The sequence below is a fragment of the Amphibacillus cookii genome, assembly GCF_016908375.1.
Lineage (GTDB): Bacteria > Bacillota > Bacilli > Bacillales > Amphibacillaceae > Amphibacillus_C > Amphibacillus_C cookii.
This window is the reverse complement of record NZ_JAFBDS010000002.1, coordinates 412,684-432,019: the sequence shown is the minus strand read 5'-3', so window position 1 is coordinate 432,019 and position 19,336 is coordinate 412,684. Positions and strand designations below refer to the sequence as shown.

The 19,336-nt window shown below is 36.8% G+C and carries 15 protein-coding genes and 1 pseudogene; 6 read left to right on the top strand and 10 right to left on the bottom strand.

What is annotated here, in order from left to right:
- Nucleotide 1: 1 nt before the first annotated feature.
- The 5 genes from JOE23_RS05065 to sirA all read right to left on the bottom strand — a co-directional run bounded on the left by JOE23_RS05065 (nucleotide 2) and on the right by sirA (nucleotide 8,255).
- Nucleotides 2-2,296, bottom strand: coding sequence for an AAA family ATPase (locus tag JOE23_RS05065; protein WP_204436201.1), 2,295 nt, complete (start codon nucleotides 2,294-2,296; stop codon nucleotides 2-4).
- Between the two features lie 463 nt (nucleotides 2,297-2,759).
- Nucleotides 2,760-5,456: an aconitate hydratase AcnA gene (acnA, locus tag JOE23_RS05060; RefSeq protein WP_204436200.1), complete on the bottom strand. Its 2,697-nt coding sequence runs from the start codon at nucleotides 5,454-5,456 to the stop codon at nucleotides 2,760-2,762.
- 168 nt (nucleotides 5,457-5,624) lie between these two features.
- Nucleotides 5,625-6,779 (bottom strand): ATP-binding protein, encoded by a 1,155-nt coding sequence (locus JOE23_RS05055; RefSeq protein WP_204436199.1) that lies wholly within the window; start codon nucleotides 6,777-6,779, stop codon nucleotides 5,625-5,627.
- A gap of 671 nt (nucleotides 6,780-7,450) precedes the next feature.
- Nucleotides 7,451-7,675 carry a YneF family protein gene (locus tag JOE23_RS05050; RefSeq protein ID WP_017472072.1) on the bottom strand — a complete coding sequence of 75 codons (225 nt, stop codon included), beginning with the start codon at nucleotides 7,673-7,675 and terminating at the stop codon, nucleotides 7,451-7,453.
- A gap of 151 nt (nucleotides 7,676-7,826) precedes the next feature.
- Nucleotides 7,827-8,255, bottom strand: a complete 429-nt coding sequence (gene sirA / locus JOE23_RS05045; protein WP_204436198.1) for a sporulation inhibitor of replication protein SirA — start codon at nucleotides 8,253-8,255, stop codon at nucleotides 7,827-7,829.
- A 79-nt stretch (nucleotides 8,256-8,334) separates the two neighbouring features.
- On the opposite strand from sirA, the gene JOE23_RS05040 reads away from it, so the two are divergent.
- Nucleotides 8,335-8,475: a hypothetical protein gene (locus JOE23_RS05040; protein ID WP_204436197.1), complete on the top strand. Its 141-nt coding sequence runs from the start codon at nucleotides 8,335-8,337 to the stop codon at nucleotides 8,473-8,475.
- A 299-nt stretch (nucleotides 8,476-8,774) separates the two neighbouring features.
- On the opposite strand, the gene tkt is transcribed toward JOE23_RS05040, so the two are convergent.
- The 3 genes from tkt to JOE23_RS05025 form a co-directional block, all read right to left on the bottom strand.
- Nucleotides 8,775-10,772 carry a transketolase gene (tkt, locus tag JOE23_RS05035; protein WP_204436196.1) on the bottom strand — a complete coding sequence of 666 codons (1,998 nt, stop codon included), beginning with the start codon at nucleotides 10,770-10,772 and terminating at the stop codon, nucleotides 8,775-8,777.
- Nucleotides 10,773-10,874: 102 nt separating this feature from the next.
- The gene (locus tag JOE23_RS05030; RefSeq protein ID WP_204436195.1) at nucleotides 10,875-11,108 is read right to left on the bottom strand and encodes a DUF896 domain-containing protein; all 234 of its coding nucleotides are present in this window, start codon (nucleotides 11,106-11,108) and stop codon (nucleotides 10,875-10,877) included.
- A 36-nt stretch (nucleotides 11,109-11,144) separates the two neighbouring features.
- Complete coding sequence (locus tag JOE23_RS05025; RefSeq protein WP_204436194.1) at nucleotides 11,145-11,810, bottom strand: YneB family resolvase-like protein; 666 nt, start codon at nucleotides 11,808-11,810, stop codon at nucleotides 11,145-11,147.
- Nucleotides 11,811-12,204: 394 nt separating this feature from the next.
- On the opposite strand from JOE23_RS05025, the gene lexA reads away from it, so the two are divergent.
- On the top strand, nucleotides 12,205-12,828 hold the full coding sequence (gene lexA, locus JOE23_RS05020) for a transcriptional repressor LexA (protein WP_204436255.1): 624 nt from the start codon (nucleotides 12,205-12,207) through the stop codon (nucleotides 12,826-12,828).
- Between the two features lie 163 nt (nucleotides 12,829-12,991).
- On the opposite strand, the gene JOE23_RS05015 is transcribed toward lexA, so the two are convergent.
- Complete coding sequence (locus JOE23_RS05015) at nucleotides 12,992-13,789, bottom strand: N-acetylmuramoyl-L-alanine amidase (RefSeq protein ID WP_204436193.1); 798 nt, start codon at nucleotides 13,787-13,789, stop codon at nucleotides 12,992-12,994.
- Nucleotides 13,790-13,925: 136 nt separating this feature from the next.
- Here JOE23_RS05015 and JOE23_RS05010 point away from each other — a divergent pair, with 136 nt between their 5' ends.
- Nucleotides 13,926-14,555 carry a peptidylprolyl isomerase gene (locus tag JOE23_RS05010; RefSeq protein ID WP_204436192.1) on the top strand — a complete coding sequence of 210 codons (630 nt, stop codon included), beginning with the start codon at nucleotides 13,926-13,928 and terminating at the stop codon, nucleotides 14,553-14,555.
- Nucleotides 14,556-14,656: 101 nt separating this feature from the next.
- Here JOE23_RS05010 and JOE23_RS05005 read toward each other — a convergent pair whose 3' ends face one another.
- Nucleotides 14,657-15,736 (bottom strand): AI-2E family transporter, encoded by a 1,080-nt coding sequence (locus JOE23_RS05005; protein ID WP_204436191.1) that lies wholly within the window; start codon nucleotides 15,734-15,736, stop codon nucleotides 14,657-14,659.
- A gap of 472 nt (nucleotides 15,737-16,208) precedes the next feature.
- On the opposite strand from JOE23_RS05005, the gene JOE23_RS05000 reads away from it, so the two are divergent.
- The 3 genes and pseudogenes from JOE23_RS05000 to JOE23_RS04995 form a co-directional block, all read left to right on the top strand.
- Nucleotides 16,209-17,906, top strand: coding sequence for a methyl-accepting chemotaxis protein (locus JOE23_RS05000; protein WP_204436190.1), 1,698 nt, complete (start codon nucleotides 16,209-16,211; stop codon nucleotides 17,904-17,906).
- A gap of 479 nt (nucleotides 17,907-18,385) precedes the next feature.
- On the top strand, nucleotides 18,386-18,586 hold the full coding sequence (locus JOE23_RS18360) for a transposase (RefSeq protein ID WP_476692426.1): 201 nt from the start codon (nucleotides 18,386-18,388) through the stop codon (nucleotides 18,584-18,586).
- Nucleotides 18,587-19,234, top strand: a pseudogene (locus JOE23_RS04995) (transposase); the annotation flags it as partial. It lies immediately after the preceding gene.
- Nucleotides 19,235-19,336: the final 102 nt, after the last annotated feature.

Genomic DNA, 19,336 nt, shown 5'->3' with positions numbered 1-19,336 from the left:
ACTAGTCTCCCTTCACTGTTTGCCACGCTTTTTTAAAGTCATCTTTATTTAGGTGTAAAAACTGATCATCACTTGGGGATTGTTCAGCCATACGTAAAGCTTGAAATTGAATAGCCTCTTCAACAAGGTTTACAACAAACCTTGCATTTCCTTTAATTGATTCAGCCTGATAGTGTTCAATTAAAAAGTCTCGTGCATCATCAGTTATTTTGTAGTGGTAACGTTCAATATGATAATGGGTAATCGCCAATAATTCATTTGCTTGATAATCAACAAATTCAAAGTACTTTCTGAATCGCGAAGATAAACCAGGATTACTATCAATAAATCGTTCCATGTCTTTCCGATAACCGGCAAGGATAACGACAAGATTTTCATTGTGCTTCGTCATCTCATCAACTAACGTATCAATTGCTTCCTTTCCAAAGTCATTTTCGCCCCTAAATAGTGCGTAAGCTTCATCGATAAATAATACTCCACCGAGTGCCTCTCTGATCTTATTTTTGGTTTTTAAAGCGGTTTGTCCCACATAACCGGCTACTAAATCACTACGTGAAGCTAAAACAAAATGACCGCGTTTTAATAAGCCGCATTCTTTTAATAATTTTGAATAGATTTTTGCTACAGTCGTCTTTCCTGTACCAGGATTACCAGAAAAAACAGCATGCAATTGGATTGGGACAATCGGATAGCCTTGGTGTTTTCTCTTTTGTTGCATTTTAACAAAAGAGGACAATTTCTTTACCTCTGCTTTAATGTTGTCTAAACCAATTAACTGATCAAGCTGGTCCATCGGTTCCGTATCATCTCTTTGATCATCCATTACAGACAGATCTTTTGATTCGATCCTCATGTGATCGAGCCAATCGTCGTTAGCATCTACAGTTATCGAGGCTCCTTTTTTGAATATAGCTTTCATGACAAGATCTCTTACCGTCCTAGCATTTCCAAACGTATCATCAACTTTGGCGCGTTCAATTAAATCGTAAAAGCTATTTAAAGCAGTCTCGGTAAAGAAGTAATCATTGCTTAATGCCGTCATTTCTGCAATTTCAACTAACTCACTCATTTTAAAATCAGGTAAGCTAATCATATTTTGATCAGGAAAGCGACTACGAAGACCAGGGTTTGACCATAAAAACTGTCGCATCTCTTCCGGATATCCTGCCAAAATAACGACAAATTTACCCGCATATTCACCACTTGTCATTGCTGATACCAGCGTATCAATAACAGCTTGTCCATAGTCACTTCCACTAGAATCTTGACGCTTTAAACTGTACGCTTCATCAATAAATAGGACACCACCAACTGCTTGACGTATATAAGTCATCGTGTTCTCTTCACTCTGACCAACAAATGATCCGACCAGATGAGAACGATTGACTTCAATCACATGTTTTGATTCAAGTAATCCAAGTTCATGATAAATCTCTGCGAGCAAACGCGCGATTGTCGTTTTACCTGTACCAGGGTTACCTGTAATAATCATATGTAAACCTGGCTCATCGATCATTTGGAAACCAATGTCTTTTCTATCCTTTTGATATTTCAGATAATGATAGTATTGCTTCATATATTGTTTAATTTGATCGAGCCCAATCATGCCCTCAAGCTTTTGCAAAGGACTTTTGTCAACTTTGGCATGTAGTGTATCAGGGAGTGTTTGATCAAATGTGTGTTCTAAATCCTCAAGTTCTTTAATAATAAGATTAATTTGTTTAGTCGGTATACCAGAGCGCTTATTCTCTATTGATTCAATACCTTCCTTCAACAGCTGATTCAAATTTATTAGTTTTTCTTTCATCTGGCTGTATATCTGATCCAGTTGCGATTGGTATTCGTCCGCCTCAAATTCTACTGCATCTGTTTCACTGTAAAAAGAAGTTATTTTTTTCTGCCATTCTTGAAGTTTCTTTAGTTTTGCTTGATCAAAATCCGTTTCTCGAATCGACCATTGATTGATATGGAGCTGTTTGAAATGTTGGATTAGGAAATAATAGTGTTTAATTGATTGAAGTTTGTGATGTATAGAAAGACTCGGTTCCATTTTAGCAGCTATGTCGAGTAAGTTTTGCGCTAATTGATCTTGCTCTTCGTGACGAACCAAACGATGAAAGGCTAACATCACGTGCAATATGGCCTCCGCATGTTTTGATAGTTGATCAGTGTCAACTTTAACTTGATCTAAAGCCCGCAGTATATCTATTTCAGAATAAGGAGGTGTGGTTTCGATATTATCCCATTCAATGATTGTCTGTTCATTAATTTTGGATAAAATTAAATGATTGGTCAAACGAATCAGCCCCTTTCTTCAGCTAAGTATTACGCTGTAAAACTACCATTTAAATTTATAATGTGTTGCCCTTTTTAGATGAATCACTGATTTGAGATTATTAACAAAAACCAGCTTCATTTGCTTATTTTAGCACATTTGATTTTTTTACGATAATGAACAAACTTGAATCATATAAACACAAAAGAAATATACTTCCACTCATAATTATTATTAGCATTATTTAAAAGTGACATCTATAAAACGAACCTTCAATCCGTGGGGGTTTTCATTCTTCTCCCACCTTGTTAGTTAAGTGAATTAGGCCATTGGCGTCCGTTATCTTCCGCCTAAATAGATGAGCTCTACTAACTTCGGGACGGTTATCTGTGATAAACGTTGATAGCTTACAGCATTAAAGAACCAAGTAAAAAGCCACCCTCGAAAGCTAAGCTTTCGGGACGGCATTTTACCAGCAAGTAGTTTACACGTTTTCTAATTTATGACGCAATACCATTGGTAGTATACCACCATGTCGATAATAATCAATTTCAACTTCACTATCAAATCGAGCGATGGCTTCAAACGCAATAATCTCGCCAGCTTCAGTAGTAGCAGTAACTTTGACTTCTTGATTAGGTTGTACCGATTGATCAATATCAACAGCTATCGTTTCCCGTCCTGTAAGACCAAGGGTATCTGCACTTTCTCCCTCTAAGAACTGAAGTGGAAGTACACCCATCATAACAAGGTTACTACGGTGAATCCGTTCATAACTTTGAGCAATAACCGTCTTAATACCCAATAAGTTAGTACCTTTAGCAGCCCAGTCACGAGAACTACCCATACCGTAATCATTACCTGCAAGGACAACTAATCCTGTCCCGTGTTCTTGGTACTTCATCGCAGCATCATATATTGACATCACCTCTTCAGTTGGCCAATACGTTGTAAATCCGCCTTCTGTTCCAGGTGCTAACACATTTTTTATGCGAATATTAGCAAACGTCCCACGCATCATTACCTCATGGTTTCCACGACGAGAACCATAAGAATTAAAATTGCGCGGTGAAACACCATGATCCTGCAGATATTTTCCTGCTGGCATATCCTTCGCAATAGCGCCAGCGGGAGAAATATGATCGGTTGTCACTGAATCGCCAAATTTGCCAATAATACGCAAATCAGATAACGGTTCAACTGATTTTGGATCTTTTGATAGATTTTCAAAAAATGGTGGATTTTGAATGTATGTTGATTTTTCATTCCATGCATACAAAGGTTGATCTGTTGTTTCAATTGCATTCCATTTTTCATTTGAGTTGAAGATGTTTTCATACTCTTTCTTAAAAATCTCAGGTGTGACAACTCTACTAACCTCATCACGAATTTCATCCAAAGAAGGCCAAATATCCTTAAAGTAGACCGGCTGCCCTTGTTCATCAAAACCTAACGGTTCATCTTGAATATCAATATCTACTGTACCAGCTAAAGCATAGGCAACGACTAATGGCGGTGATGCAAGGTAGTTAGCCTTAACAAGTGGATGAATACGACCCTCAAAGTTACGGTTTCCCGATAGAACTGAAGAGACCGTTAGATCATGTTCAATAATTGCTTCTTCCACAGCTGTTTCGAGCGGACCAGAATTACCGATACACGTCGTACAACCATACCCTACTAAGTTAAAGCCTAGTTTTTCAAGATAAGGCATTAAACCAGCATCTTCCAAATATCGAGTAACCACTTTTGAACCAGGTGCCAACGATGTTTTCACATACTCAGGAACTGTCAGTCCCTTTTCAACTGCATTCTTTGCCAATAAACCAGAACCCAACATAACATATGGATTTGACGTATTAGTGCATGATGTAATAGCAGCAATGGCTAAAGAACCTGTCTTCATCGTTGATTCTTCTCCATTTGCATGTTTAACAGTTGCTTGTTTACTAAATTCTGACTCATCTAATCCAAATCCCTGATTACCTGCAGGTGCCGTAACCGCCTCATTGAATGATTTTTTCATATCAGATAATAAAATTAAATCTTGAGGTCGCTTAGGTCCTGACAAGCTTGGCTCCAACTCCGAAAGATTAATTTCAACAAGATCAGTGAACTCTGGATCCGGTTGAGAAGAATCATACCATAAATTATTTTCTTTACAATATTTTTCAACTAAAGCAATTTGCTCTTCACTTCGACCTGTTAAATGCAAGTAATTAAGTGCTTCAGCATCAACTGGAAAGAAACCACAAGTTGCACCGTATTCAGGAGCCATATTTGAAATCGTAGCTCGATCAGCTAATGGCATTTCTTTTAGACCTGGACCAAAATACTCAACAAATTTCCCAACTACTTTTTTCTCACGTAACACTTGAGTAACTTTCAAGGCAAGATCGGTGGCAGTTATTCCATTTGGCATATTGCCAGTAAATTTAACACCAATAACATCTGGGGCAGGGAAATAAGAAGGTTGTCCTAACATACCAGCTTCTGCCTCAATACCTCCTACACCCCAGCCGAGTACACCTAAACCATTAATCATTGTTGTATGAGAATCGGTTCCTACAAGTGTGTCTGGGAAAGCATCGAAGCTTCCATCTTCATTTTCATACTTATGGACAACGTTCGCAATATACTCCAAGTTAACTTGGTGAACGATGCCCGTTGCCGGCGGTACAGCTCGATAGTTATCAAATACTTTTTGTGCCCAGTTTAAAAATTGATAACGTTCTGCATTCCGTTCAAACTCCAACTCCATATTAGCAAGCAAAGCGGTATTTGATCCGAACTCATCTACTTGGACAGAGTGATCAATTACCAGATCAACAGGGACCTCAGGATTAATTTGATCTGCTTTTCCACCTAGGTCAACCATTGCCTTTCTTAAAGAAGCCAAATCAACAACCGCAGGAACACCTGTGAAATCTTGTAGTATGACACGGGAGGGCTTAAAGGGGACATCCGTCTTATCAACCTTACCCCAGTTTACCAAACCTTCAATATGTTCATCTTTAATCACATGACCATCAAACTGTCGTAATAATGATTCCAATAAAACCCGGATCGAAAAAGGTAAACGCGCAATCTTTCCTTTTCCCGCTTCTTCTAAAGCTTTTAATTGGTAGTAGTTATACTTCTGACCATTCAGTTCAAATGTTTTTTTTGTATTAATAGCCATACTTGATACCCCCTAACTAAATCTCATAACACTTCCTAAATACGAACGATTAAGGATCGACACGGTTATGTACCTTACTATTTTAATGTATAACTGCAAATAAGTAAAATCTTTCGACACTAAATGCAAAAACAGCCAATACAAGTTAAGTATAGACTGTTTTTCCATTCACTCTTTATTTTCATTGATATGTTCAGGCTTATAGAATGGTAAATGCACTTCAAAAGTCGTTCCTTTATCATGATTTGTAATAATTTCAAAAAGCCCGTTATGGTTTTCAATAATACGGGTGGTTATCATCAACCCTAGACCAGTGCCATCTTTTTTGGTAGTAAAAAACGGTTCTTTAACCTTATGTATAAGATGTGGAGGGATACCAGGACCTTCATCAATAACTGAGATAACGCACAAACCTTTTCTGATTTCTACTTTAGTTACAACTTTACCAGGATTCGACATTGCTTCTATGGCATTTTTAATTAAATTAATGAATACTTGCTTCATTTGTGATCGATCAACATAAACCACGAAATCATCTGGACATATAAGTTCTAATTGAATATCATAATTTTTCGCCTGAGTATTCAGTAAAACAATGACATCCTTAATCATCGGTTTTAGCCATTGGTATTTTTGGTTGTGTGTAAGTGGTTTTGATATAAACAATAATTCTGCAGATATGGTTTCAATTTTGTCAATTTCATCTATCATTATTTTATAATATTCTTGCTCCCGATCAATGCCAGCTTGCAATAAATCAATAAACCCTTTTAACGATGTTAGGGGATTTCTTATTTCATGAACAACGCCTGCTGCTAGTTGACCTGCAACTGACATTTTTTCTGATCTTATCAACATCTCTTCTGCTTCTTTTTTATCACTAATATTTTTAATTAGAATGATATAGACCGTATTTTTCGTATCTTGAATAAAAATGGCTTTAATAACGATATCAGCCCAAACATATTTTCCAGTGGTACTTTTGAGTTGGATAGTAAAACGTTGTCTATAAGGTGTATCAAATAAAAATGTTTCTACAAAAGCTTGGCGGGAGCGCTTCGGGATATATCGCAAAGCAAAATTTCCAATTATATCTTCTCTTTGATAACCCAATATTTTCTCTATCGAAGTAGAGGTATATAATATTTTTCCTTTTCTATTACAGAAACCAATAAAATCAAAACCATGATGCTCTATCCAATCGACGATTTCTTCTGGTAAATTTGCCATATTGAAGCGGATTGGTGTTGTGTTAAGCGAAAAACGAACTTGATCTTGTTTAACATGATAATATTCTATTTTTCGTTGAGAATACACAAACATGCTCCTCTCCATTCAAGATAGACTACCATTACTTTACAATAATAACATATCTAGAACCATTATATGTACTAAATTCGTTAAATATGTGATAAATTTTACAGATTACTTACGAATTGTTTCAAAATTATCAATTAATATCAATGTTATGTAAACTAAAAGAGAAAAATAGGTTATCTTATTCAGGTTTTTGTTGCACATTAAAAAAGTTAGCAAAGAAGTTAGAAGTGATGACATAAAGCAAAACTTCAATCAGTGGGCGGAGGGCTACAGGACGTAGGTCATGCAGACGTGGGCCTACAAGGATGTAGGTTATGCAGACGTTGCCACAGGAGGTGGCGATCTTAGTCTGTAATCCTTCTTAAAGATGTGGCGGATTTAGTCTACGGTCTTACCCGTACATTGGTTGTTCGTTGAGTGAATCCGAACATGAGCGTCCGTTATCACCTACCTAAATCGATTTGCTCTGCTTTCTATTTTGAGGGGGTTTTTACGAACGGTTATCTGTGATGAAATTCTAGCGTACTAAGGATATTATTAAGGTGAAATACTCACCGAACGACAAGCGAATGTGAAGTTTTCTAATGCTTTTCTAAAAAAATAAACCTCCAGCACGTAAGTCGTACAAGAGATTTATTTGTTGCAATGTATATATCAAGGCCTATAAAATTGCTTTATTTTTCTTGATTTTGGTTGTTCATTGCACGCATCATTTGATTAATTTTTTTCTGCGATGGCTTTTGCCCCATTTGCATCATTAAAGTCCGTAACATTTGTTCATTAATTGGTGGATTCTTTTTCAAATAATTCATCATGTACTTTCTAGCGATGAAAAATCCTAGTGCTACACCAGCTAATAGTGCAATGATGACAATAAGTATTACCCAACCTGTAGCCATAAACTCTCTTCCTCCTTAAAAACATCTCTCATATAGTATATTAAACATTCAACTATATTACAATAGCAGTGAGCAAACTGGTAATGATCGCGTTTGAAAGAGGATGGCTAACATATTTATTTCAGTATGTTGACGAAATAATAGACGAATACTATGTACAATATGATTTAATCAGTTCTAGCTGATTAAGTGGGTGTGTAAGTGTATCAATTGACTCAACCTTATATATTGGAGAGCTCATCTTATGTAAGGGTGATAACCAACCAAAATGCTGATAGGTATGATCAACAATAAAGCAATGATGATTCTGATCTTCTAAATCATAGAGCAAGGGATGATCTAATATACATTGTGCACTCGAAAAAATCGTCATCATTCGATTGTTCGTTATTTCTATCTGTTGTGTTTGAATATTATCTTTTGTTGGAATCGGTCTGGTAATATAAAAAAACTGTTTTTCTAAATCTGAGCGATCTGGTTGACTCATATACTTATGAAAAAAACGATTTAGTAAAGCTGCTTTATAAAAATAGTGGTGATAAACTTCAGCTTTTAAAAAAAAGATATAATAACGATTCAATGGACAACCCCCTTTTTCATAATTATATGTACTTAAGGGATAAAAAACTGTCAATCACTGAAATAAAGAAGTACGAGTTTTGTCGAATTCAAATCAATTAAAAGATGGTGTTGCTTGTAGGGGTAAATTCAATAAAGCGAAACTTCAATCAATGGGCGGGGGGCTACAAGACGTAGGTCATGCAGACGTTGCCACAGGAGGTGGCGATCTTAGTCTGTAATCCTTCTTAAAGATGTGGCGGTTTTAGTCTACGATCTTCCCCATCCACTGATGGTTCGCTGAATGAACAGAACATGAGCGTCCGTTATCACCCACCTCAATCGATTTGCTCAATTCTCTATTCTGAGGGGGAGGGTTTACGGAGGGTTATCTGTGATAAAACGTGTTAATCAATACATTTAAATTGCGCTTTTTCTTATAATTACTGTCAGGAATATTGATTCCTTCACTATTTATTATTTTTTCCTAAAAAGACAAAAAGAAAATCCACCCAATTAATGTGGATTTTCTTTTTCAACCTTATTTTTCACCAATAGCTGTGAAGCGTTCAACAACGTTATCAACTGTAAAACCGTATTCTTGCATAACACGTTTTCCTTCTCCAGAAGCTCCAAAGCGGTCAATTGCTAGAATGTCGCCTTCTACCCCTACATAGCGATCCCATCCTAAAGACGCACCCATTTCAATTGCCAAACGCTTAGTAACTGATTTTGGCAAGATAGAATCTTTATATGCTTGATCTTGTTGCTCAAATCGATCCCATGATGGCATACTTACTACACTAACATCATAACCTTTTTCTCTTAAAGTAGCTTGTGCTTTGACAGCCAATTGCACTTCTGAACCAGCAGCGACTAAAATACCGTCAGCCTCTGCTTTTGTTGATGGACTAACAATATAACCACCTTTTTGTACACCTTCATAATTTGTACCTTTTAACGTTGGTAGACCTTGTCTAGTTAATACTAGTAATGTTGGTGTATCGACTGATTGCATAGCTAAACGCCATGCTGCTTGTACTTCGTTTCCATCAGCTGGACGCATAACTGAGATGCCTGGCATAGCTCGGAATGCGGCAAGCTGTTCAACAGGCTCGTGGGTAGGGCCATCCTCACCCACAGCAATTGAATCATGTGTCAGTACATAGGTCACAGGTAACTTTTGAATCGCCGATAATCGTACAGCTGGACGTAGGTAATCACTAAACACGAAGAATGTACCACCATATACTTTTAATCCACCATGAAGCGCCATACCATTAAGTGCAGCAGCCATAGCAAATTCTCGTACGCCAAACCAAATGTTACGACCTGCATAATTGGTTTTATCAAAGTCTTCTTCTTCATTCATTCGGGTGTTATTAGAACCGGCAAGATCGGCGCTACCTCCAAATAAGCTTGGCACTGATTGAGATAGTGCGTTAACCACTTTACCAGAAGATGCCCGAGTGGCAAGGGTGTCCTCACCAGGAGTGAAAGCAGGTAAATCAGCATCCCAACCTTCAGGTAATTCGCCTTTCATAGCTATTTCAAATTCGTTTGCAAGCTCTGGATATGTTGTTTTATATTGAGCAAACATTTGGTTCCATTCATCCTCAGCCACTTGTCCACGTTTTGCAACCTTTTCTTTAAAATCTGCATAAACCTCTTCAGGAACAGCAAATGGTTCATGGTCCCAGTTATACGCTTGCTTAGTTAAAGTGACTTCATCTTCTCCAAGAGGCGCACCGTGTGATGCATTAGACCCTGCCTTGTTTGGTGATCCAAACCCAATCACCGTTTTCACTTCAATTAGTGTCGGTTGCGTTGTATTCGCTTTCGCTTTTTCAAGCGCATTAGCAATCTCAGCCGTATCATTTCCATCTGCTACGTGCAAGACTTGCCAGCCGTATGACTCAAAGCGCTTCTCTACTGATTCAGAGAAAGATTTTCCTAATTCTCCATCTAAAGAAATATCATTAGAATCGTAAAGCGCAATAAGCTTGCCCAATCCTAAATGGCCAGCTAAAGAAGCAGCTTCATGAGAAATACCTTCCATAAGGTCACCATCACTGACTAGCGCATAACTGTAATGATCAACTACATTAAAATGATCACGGTTATATTTTGCAGCTAAATGTGCCTCGGCCATTGCCATTCCAACTGTCATAGCAATACCTTGTCCAAGTGGTCCGGTTGTTGCTTCTACACCGTCTGTGTCAGTGACTTCTGGATGTCCTGGCGTATGTGAGCCAAATTGTCTAAAATTCTTTAAATCCTCAATTGAAACATTGTAACCAGCCAAATGTAGTAAAGCGTATAGTAACATGGAGCCATGTCCAGCAGATAAAACAAATCGATCTCGATTCACCCAACTTGAATGGTTTGGATTTTGCTCCATAAATTCAGTCCATAATGTATATGCCATTGGTGCCGCACCCATCGGTAGACCTGGGTGACCTGAATTCGCCTTCTGAATGGCATCAATTGACAATGTTCGAATCGCGTTTATTGATGTTTGTTGCACGTTATTTGTCATTTTTTATAAATCCCCTTTCTATTTTAGATGCAAGAATATGTACGTACAATTATTATCCTATAATGAAATAGGATAATAAACAAGCAAAAATTGTACGTTTTTTCAATTATCTTTATTTTCCCTGCGTAAGTTCTTAACTTTTTCTGGTGTAACATCATCTCCATTAGGATCTACAATTTTCATGCTTTTAAATTGATTTGTGAAAGATTTGCGTACGTTGCTCAAATATTCTTCTCTTAATTTTTGTTGTTCCCGCTTTTCTTTTTCAGTTAAACCATCATGCTTTGATTTTTTAGCTAAGTTATTGATACGATCGAGTTTATCTTTGGATAACATCTTAATTCTCCTTAATTTACAATTTAAATATTGACTTTATTTTATCGAATCCGACCGGTCCTGCGCAAGTGAAAGGTAGTCTTGATATCTACGATGGATGGTTGCCTTCGATATATTGTAACCTAAGCCTCTCAAAGTGGTAGATATTTCTTGGAATGTCAAGCCACTTTCCTTTAGACGAACAACCTCTTCAATAGGTACGTCCTTTCGATCCCGCCCATGACTTAAATGCCGGTTACTTAAATTACGGGTTGGATCATAGCCTTTGGCAATTGCTTTTTTCATTCCGCGTTTAATTTTAATATTATGGATTTTACGTTGGTATTCTTCAACGATACTAACAATTTGTAATACCATTTCATCCGACTCTGATAAATTCATTTCGCCTTGATTCGCGTATGAATAAATCGTTACACCTTGTTTGGTCAATTGATGATATAATGCGATCTTAGTATGGCCTCTTCCTAATCTCGTTTCATCTTGTACCATAACACAATCAATCTTCTCATGACTACATCGATCTAGAATGGTCATGATACCATCACGGTCAATTTCATAGCCACTAGCCTTTTCCTCTACGATATCGATTATCTTGATATTATGCTTTTTAGCTAGCTTAATTAACTCTTCTTTTTGACGCCCAAGAGAAGTAACTTGCGACGCTTTATTGGTACTGACTCGACAATAAATTATAGCTTGCATTACCCGTTCCCCTTTTCGTAATACTGACAGCAGAACATCCATTCGCCTTTAGATTACTTTTATTAACGTGGTAAGTCAAGTTTTATCGAACTAACGTTTGTCTATAACATATGTTCGTGTTATAATATTTTCATAATAAAAAATTCAAGAAGAATAGTAATAGGTTTTTTTAACTTGTTCGAAGATGATCTAACTATTTACAGCATCACTTGAATGGTTCAAAAGTGTAACTTTTCACAATATGCACCTTTATATAATCAAGACTAATTAGTCGCATATAACGTTACACTATTATTGAGAAGCTGTCATAAGTATACCCACCTTACAATTTGATTAAGGAATTTACTATTCTATCCAAGATACGTTAAAAATGATCGGAGGTTTATTAAACATTATGCACGCATTATCAAAGCGTCAAGAAGCTATTTTAAACTACATAAAAGAGCAAGTTACTTTAAAAGGTTATCCGCCATCTGTTAGAGAAATTGGGGAGGCTGTTGGGCTCGCCTCGAGCTCCACTGTGCATGGTCACTTGGCTCGTTTAGAAAAAAAAGGGTATATTCGTCGTGACCCCACTAAACCTCGAGCTATAGAAGTCATCCATGTCGATGAAGAATTAAATATCCCAAAAGAAGGTGTATCCTATGCACCTGTTATCGGTAAAGTGACAGCTGGGCTTCCTATAACTGCAGTGGAAAATATCGAGGAATTTATACCTCTTCCTTCATCAATTACTCACTCAGATGATAATGTTTTTGTGCTTATCATTGAAGGTGATAGTATGATTGAAGCTGGTATTTTAAATGGAGATATGGTTATTGTTAAACAACAACAAACCGCTAACAACGGCGATATTGTCGTAGCAATGACCGAAGATGATGAGGCCACCGTTAAGCGCTTTTTCAAAGAGAAGGATCGTATCCGCCTACAACCCGAAAATGCAACATTGGAGCCCTTAATCTATAATAGTGTATCGATATTAGGTAAAGTTATCGGTTTGTACCGTCATATGCAATGAAAAACAAGCTATTTGCAGTGAAAGCAATCATGCAAATAGCTTGTTTTTCTAATAATTAACTACTGAACCGTTGTTTTTGCTCTTCCACAGTATGAAAGTAACAAATGTAATGAATAATTATGATTATTTCCCGGGTAAACGCAGCACTCGCCATACTCAAACATTATACTACAACTAAAAATCCCTCAAAACCGTCATTTTTTAGCGAATCAAGTCGGTTCTCGGCATTTTGCTTTTGGTGAAATGCACCTGCTATAACACGATAATAGCGCTGTCCTTGTTGGTCATACGGCAAAATATAGGCCTCATAGCTAGTTTTTTTTAATGCATTTACTCTTGAACGGGCATTTTGCTCCTCTCTAAATGATCCCACAACGACACGATATAATAGGTCATCAGCTGATTCGTTATTTTGACGTTTTAGTTGAAAAGCTTTTTCAATTCCATGTGCATGAGCAATGGCTACGTTTTCTACCCAATTATCATCACGCATTGCCCTAGCCTCACTTTGATGGTCTATAAAACCATTCTCTGTTAACACTGCTGTCATTCGTGTTTCTCTTAACACATGAAAGTTTGCCTCTTTTTGACCACGATCTCGCCAATTTTTTGTATTAACAATGGTTTGGTGAATCGTAGATCTTATTTGTTGAGTGCGTGATTTATTCGAAAATTGACCATTCCAAATATAGCTTTCAAACCCGCTTCCACCACCAGCATTAACATGAATCGATAAATAAAAGTCTGGCTCCCACTGATTTGCCATTTGTGTTCTACTATTTAAAGAAACAGTTTGATCACTTGTTCGCGACATTCTGACGGATACGTTTTGGTAATTTTTTAAAATATAATCTCTTAAGGCTAGGCCAATCGCTAATGTCAAGTTTTTTTCTGATAATCCATTAGCAACTGCACCTGGATCACTCCCACCATGACCGGGATCAATAAATATTTTAACCATTTTATCCCCTCCTTTCTATATTATTCATACGTTTAAGTCTAAACTTGGCTTGGATGCTCAACAGTTCTCTATCCCAAAATATTCTGGAACATGTTATGATGTTAACGCTTAATGATAACAATGGAGGACTGAAATAATGAGAATCGGTAAATGTATTCTATTAATGATTTTGTTCAGCTTACTTACAGCATGTGCGCAACCCCAAACCAATAATGACAGGAAAGAAGATATTCATTACCCTGAGGTTGAAAATAATCCAATCGTAACCCTCACTATGGAAAATGAAGATGAAATCGTTATGGAACTTTATCCTGAAATAGCATCTAACACCGTTGCCAATTTCATTTCTCTTATTGAGAGAGGTTTTTATGATGGATTAATATTTCATCGTGTTTTACCAGGATTTATAATTCAAGGAGGCGATCCAGAAGGTAATGGTTTAGGCGGACCCGACTATTCGATACCAGGTGAATTTACTGACAATAACTTTAAAAATAGTCTAAGTCATGAGCGAGGTATTGTGTCAATGGCTCGATCACAATCACCAAACTCTGCTGGCTCGCAATTTTTCATTGTTCAAGAGACCTCTACTTATTTAGACGGTCAATATGCCGCCTTTGGAAAAGTAACCGAAGGAATGGACGTGGTTGATAAAATAGCAAATATAGACCGAGATAACAGTGATAAGCCATATGAAGATCAAGTAATCGATCATATCATCATTGAAACATATGGCGTCGACTACCCATCTCCAGTAAAACAATAAAGCGTCTCTATTATATAATCGTTTTATTTTATAATACTAGGCCTAATCTATGTGTTGTAAAAAGATATGATATTTTGGAACACACAAAAAACGTCAGCCTATTAAACTGACGTTTTTCTTAATTGAAGCACTCGATATAAATGGGTGAGGAGTACTTTTGCAATTGCGTAAAAAGGAACTGCCAAAATCATGCCTAAAATCCCCGCAAATCGCCCTGCGACCAATACAAGAAATAACACGGTCACCGGGTGCATTGACATTTTTTTACCCATAACTTGGGGTTGAATAAACAGGCTCTCAATCTGTTGAATCACAACAATAATAATAATAACTGTTAAAGCCATTAAAGGTGATTGCACTAAACCCACAATCGTAGCAGGAACTGCACCGATCCATGGCCCTATATATGGGATAACATTTGTTACCATCGCAATTAAAGCCAATATAAGAGCAAAGTCTAAGCCAACAATTGAAAAACTAGTATAGCACAATATTCCTATTGATAAACAAACGATCATAACGCCTTGTATGTAATGACTAAGTGTCTGATCCAAATCTTTAAACGTGCTCTTAAGTTCCTCATGTCGAGCCTCTGGAACAAACCGCACAAAGCTTTTAGGAAACTTCTCACCTTCCTTCAGCATATAAAACAAAACAAAAGGGATAATAAACAAACTAATCATTATATTGAACAGGACACCAAGAAAATTAATCGTACCAGATACAAAATCACCAATCGTAGTAGAAATGGATCGCCCTACTTCTTCAACCTGCTCTTCTACCTCAAATAAATCAACCAAGTTAAGGCGTTCAAGCCATTCATTCTCTTGTAACTCAAATAGAAGCGATTGAATATCTTCAACAATTGCTGGCATACTATTAATCAGTAATAATACTTGTTTTTGAATTTCTGGCACAATAAAAGAAACTAACCCAATAAGTATTGCAATAAAGCAAATGTACAAAATGATAATAGCCATTGTCTTGGAAACATAATTGTTCAACCACTTCACCAATGGTTTAAATATATAAAATAACAAGCTAGCTATTAAAATGGGAATAAATAATGTTCGTCCAAATACTAGAACAGGATAAAAGATCCAATTAACTAATGAGGCCAAGTAGATCATAATAAACAATACAATAATCACTGACGCGATTTTCATAAATTTTTTATACATGTTAATCTCCCTTCCATATCTAACCTTAGTATAGCAAACTAAATAAATATTGTATTATAATAAAGCGAAATTTCAATGATTGTTAGTTGAGTGAATTCGAACATTAGCCTTCGTTATCACCCACCTAAATAGTTTTGATCTACTCTCTATATTTGAAGTGGGGGTTTTTACGGACGGTTATTTGTGATAAACGTTTTTAAAAAGAGGAAGCTAACGTAAGCTACTATTTGATTTAAGTTCTTAGATGACTCTGGATTGAACAGTTAATCGCCCTTACTATCGATCTATGTAAGACTTTATTTAAAACAATTGATATATCTTTCAATTTGCACGAGTAGCCAAGTCTCTTTTTACTAACTTTACAAACTATAAAGTTAGTAAAAAGAACTAGTTCTAAAGTCATTGACAACTGTAATTATCTATGAATATACTAAGTGAATATAATAGAAGGTATAAGGGAGATTTGTTTACAATGAGACTAAGTTTGACCAATAAAATGGCGTTGATCGTGTCGCTTATTGTTTTTTTAACGATAAGTATACTTGCAATATTCAATTATCGTTCAAGCTATCAAGAAGTGTTACAAGCTGCCGGTGTTGAATTAACAGGTTGTGCTAATATTACAACTGGGATAATTGACCCAGAAGCCCTTCAGCAATTAGTGAGCGGGGAAAGAAGTTACCTCAATCAAATTGAAGATGAAATTGAATGGACAATTGGAAAAAAAGATATTTTTGAAGCTCACTATATTTTATCATTAGATGGTAAAGTATTAGCTGCTGATAGTAATCTTCGGTCACAGGGTTTTCAAGCAGGTGATACATTCATGATTGATGAAGAGGCAATTGAACATGTTAAAGCCGGACATAGTTATTATACCGATGTTTATGAATTTGGTGGGATCACAAGGGTAACAGGCTATGCGCCTATATTCCAAGATCATAATCCTCAAAATGAAGTCATCGCTATTAATACCATTGACTTCGAAGGATCAATTGTACGAGAACGTACTTGGGAAATGGCAAAGCCAACATTAATAATAGCGATCATTCTACCGTTCTTAGCCGCTATCGTAACGATTATCATCATTCGAAAAATGACTAAGCCTATTCAATTAATTAGTTCGCATGTAAATAAAGTTGCTAAAGGCTCACTAAATATTCAACCTCTCTCAATCTCTAATAAGGACGACTTAGGCGCTTTAGCCGATGATGTCAACCAAATGGTCGCATCTTTACAACAAGTTATCGCAGGAGTTGCTGAAAACGCTCAACTGATTGCAGCAACCTCAGAGCAATTATTTGCGAGTGCTGAAGATACTAGCTTTGCCACTGACCAAATACATATGGCAATGAATAATATGGCTGCCGGTGTCGAGCAACAATCACAATCAACACAGAACGCAAATCAGAATATTACAAATATAGCTAAACATATACATGTAGTTTCAACACAAATTGAGCAAGCTGCACAGGCTTCCAACGATACAGACCAAGTTTCTAAAAATGGTAGAGAGGTTGTTAACCAAACGATTCAACAAATGAATAACATTAAAGATAATACAAATCAAATGGGTAAGATTGCAAATCAACTGAACATTAAGGCAAAAGAAATTGACAAAATCGTTACGTTGATTACATCAATCTCAGAACAGACCAACTTACTAGCGTTGAATGCTTCTATTGAAGCAGCTCGTGCAGGGGAACATGGTCTAGGATTTTCAATTGTTGCAGAGGAAGTTCGAAAGCTAGCAGAAGAAACCGGACAAGCGACGGAGCAAGTTTCAAATTTAATTAAAGACTTACAAAGCGAAGCTATTCAATCTGTGGATCAAACAAGTCATGCTCAATTAACGGTTGAACAAGGTATTGATTTGATTTACAAAACCAATGGTGCATTCACTAGTATTTCATCAACAGCTTCTAAAACGGCACAGCAACTTCATCAATTAACAATCGATATAAATAAAAGCAAACAACAAATGCAAGATCTAGTCAAAGAAGTTGATGGGATGACTGAAATCGCCGAACAATCATCAGGTAGCACAGAAAAAATCGCGAAATCTGGGAAAGAACAGAAAAAAATGATGGAAGATATTTTTCAAGCATCTAAAGCTTTGGCGACCATTTCAGAAAAACTACAATATAGCATCGATCAATTTAAGTATTAATTCCACATACCTTAAGATTAAACACTAAAAGAGGCCGTCCCAAAAGTATTGAAACTTTTGGGCAGCCTCTTGTTTTTCTGGTAATTACAATTAGAGTACTCGAACCGCTATAGGCGGACGCTTTCCGCGGGCAATGCTTCAGCTTCCTCGGAAAAACCACCCTGCGGGATCTTCAGCTCGTGCTATTCGAGACTGCTGAAAAACTAGCCCATGGAGGTATTTTATAATTAAAGTATGGTGTATTCCACTCCAGTTACAGACGATCGCTTTCCGCGGGCACGGCCTCAGCTAACTTCTCCTAGCCAAGAACGCGAGGAGAAGTGGATCTTCGGACGCGTGCTATTCCCGCTGGAGTCGTCGTCTTTCACTTCCGTTTTATTAGCGATCTAATCTTACTAAACACCTTACAATAATCCGTTTTAATCTCTTTTTTTTGGTATAATAGAAAGAGAAGTAATAAGAAAAGAGCGGTGAAAATAATGTTAAAACAACAAACATCCCTTTCGTTAAGTCCTTATACGCAACTTTATGATGCGCTTATTCCAAAAGACAACTTTCTTCGTCAAATGCACGATCTTGTTGACTTCCGTTTTGTTGAAGAGGAATTAGAAGATAAATATGGTCTAGATAACGGACGAACTGCAAGCCACCTATTCGCATGTTTAAATACTTATTGTTAAACCTATTCTTCTGATCCAGATGCTCGTAAAGGTTATAAATCTTCTGATTCCTCTTTTTTAGGCTATAAAACCCATATTGCAATGTCAGATGAACCGATGATAACAGCCGCAACCGTAACAACAGGAGAAAAAAGTGATGCGAATTCTTTGCAGGATCTTATCAAGAAGAGTAAAGAAAATGGGCTGGCATTTGATACGGTTATTGGGGACAAGGCTTATTCAGGAAAACGACATTTGATATTTTCAAAAGAAAATAATCTACGTTTAGTTGCGCAACTGCATCCAGTGATATCAAACGGGACACGAACAGAAGAAACAACATTTCAGTTTAATAAAGATGCGGGGATGTATGTCTGTCCAGCTGGGCATCTAGCAACCAGAAAGGGAATGAAACATCGGCATTCAACCACTCAAAACCCACAACTAAAATATTTTTTCGATGTGAAGCAATGTAAAGTGTGTCCGTTGCGTGAAGGTTGTTATCGAGAAGGGGCCAAAACAAAATCCTATTCAATAACAATAAAATCAACAGAACATGTGGAACAAGAGGCATTCCAAGAGACAAAAGAATTTAAGGAATTAGCCGCATCAAGATATAAAATAGAAGCAAAAAATGCAGAGTTGAAAAATAGACACGGGTATGAAAAAGAGATAAAATAGAGTCTCTATACTCTGAAAAATAAGCGTAATTTCTCACTTTTATAATGAGGATTACGCTCATTTTTTTTATTTTATTATTACGGGAGAAAA

Coding starts and splice junctions, on each gene's coding strand:
- tkt (WP_204436196.1), bottom strand. CDS start 10,772: ATGACAAATAACGTGCAACAAACATCAATAAACGCGATTCGAACATTG.
- JOE23_RS18360 (WP_476692426.1), top strand. CDS start 18,386: ATGTTAAAACAACAAACATCCCTTTCGTTAAGTCCTTATACGCAACTT.
- acnA (WP_204436200.1), bottom strand. CDS start 5,456: ATGGCTATTAATACAAAAAAAACATTTGAACTGAATGGTCAGAAGTAT.
- JOE23_RS05005 (WP_204436191.1), bottom strand. CDS start 15,736: ATGTATAAAAAATTTATGAAAATCGCGTCAGTGATTATTGTATTGTTT.
- JOE23_RS05050 (WP_017472072.1), bottom strand. CDS start 7,675: ATGGCTACAGGTTGGGTAATACTTATTGTCATCATTGCACTATTAGCT.
- JOE23_RS05030 (WP_204436195.1), bottom strand. CDS start 11,108: ATGTTATCCAAAGATAAACTCGATCGTATCAATAACTTAGCTAAAAAA.
- JOE23_RS05025 (WP_204436194.1), bottom strand. CDS start 11,810: ATGCAAGCTATAATTTATTGTCGAGTCAGTACCAATAAAGCGTCGCAA.
- JOE23_RS05010 (WP_204436192.1), top strand. CDS start 13,926: ATGAGAATCGGTAAATGTATTCTATTAATGATTTTGTTCAGCTTACTT.
- JOE23_RS05000 (WP_204436190.1), top strand. CDS start 16,209: ATGAGACTAAGTTTGACCAATAAAATGGCGTTGATCGTGTCGCTTATT.
- JOE23_RS05055 (WP_204436199.1), bottom strand. CDS start 6,779: ATGTTTGTGTATTCTCAACGAAAAATAGAATATTATCATGTTAAACAA.
- lexA (WP_204436255.1), top strand. CDS start 12,205: ATGCACGCATTATCAAAGCGTCAAGAAGCTATTTTAAACTACATAAAA.
- JOE23_RS05015 (WP_204436193.1), bottom strand. CDS start 13,789: ATGGTTAAAATATTTATTGATCCCGGTCATGGTGGGAGTGATCCAGGT.